This window comes from Streptomyces sp. NPDC031274 (assembly GCF_055570235.1).
On the sequence record NZ_JBVIHP010000354.1, the window covers coordinates 1 to 1,177 of the forward strand.

Consider the following 1,177-nt stretch of genomic DNA (forward strand, 5'->3'; position numbering starts at 1 on the left):
GCTCCCCGTCCCTCCCCGTGCAACGACGGGTTGAGGGACCCCGGAAGGAGGGACTCCCATTGTCTCCGCACCCCAACCCCGCCGGCGTCGGCGCACCTCTGCGCACGGTCAACTCTTCACCGGCCCCGCAGCCCTCCAGTCTCAGCGAGGCGGCCATATGATCGTCACGTTGACCCCCAACCCCAGTGTCGACCGCACCCTCGCGGTGGATCGTCTGCAGCACGGGGATGTGCACCGGGCGCATCGCTCTTGGCAGGAGCCCAGTGGCAAAGGCGTCAACGTGGCGCTCGCCCTGGCAGCCCATGGCCACCTAACTCACGCGGTGCTGCCGCTCGGGGGTCCCGAAGGGACCCATCTCGCCGCCATGTTGCAGCGCGCAGGACTCGACTTCACAGAAGTGCCGATCAGCGGCCCCATCCGCAGCAACATCAGCGTCGTCGAGCCCGACGGATCGGTCACCAAAATCAACGAGCCCGGACCGGTGCTGGACGCACGCGAAGTGGATGCCCTGCTGGAGGCTACGGCAAAGGCCTCCGCCGACGCGTCCTGGCTGCTGGGCTCGGGCAGCCTGCCCCGTGACGCCAACGACGACCTGTACGCCCGCATGATCGAACGTGGCCGCCCCGGCGGAGTCAAGATCGCCGTGGACAGCTCCGGCCCCGCTCTGGTCTCCGCGCTGCGTGCTGGTCCGGACCTGGTCAAACCCAACACGCACGAACTGGCCGAGGTCACAGGGCTCAGGGCGACGACTCTGGGGCAGACCCTCGACGCAGCGCGGCAGGCTCAGGCGATGGGTGCCCGCACCGTGCTGGCCAGCCTTGGTGCGGACGGAGTACTACTCGTCGAAGGCCCTGAAGCCATCCACGGCGAGATCCACGTACAACGCCCGAACAGCGCCGTCGGCGCGGGGGACGCGCTCCTCGCGGGCTTCCTGGCCGCCGGCGGGCATGGCGTCACCGCGCTGCGCAACGCCCTGACTTGGGCCGCCGCCGCCATCCAGCAGCCCGGAACCCTAATCAGCGGCGCCGTCGACGAATCCACGTTCGAACTCGTTATCCACGACCGCATCGACCGTGCTCGACGCCTCCTCCTGGACTGAGTTCCCCACCCCCGCACGGCTCAGACCTCCGCAAAAGAAATTAGACCTCCATGCCTCTCGTAGGAACCGCAGAAAGCG

At 68.4% G+C, this 1,177-nt stretch carries 1 protein-coding gene; it reads left to right on the forward strand.

The window, feature by feature from the left end; translation table 11 throughout:
• Positions 1-157 precede the first annotated feature (157 nt).
• On the forward strand, positions 158-1,099 hold the full coding sequence (locus ACZ5CR_RS46330; protein WP_468870042.1) for a 1-phosphofructokinase family hexose kinase: 942 nt from the start codon (positions 158-160) through the stop codon (positions 1,097-1,099).
• The last annotated feature ends 78 nt before the right edge of the window (positions 1,100-1,177 follow it).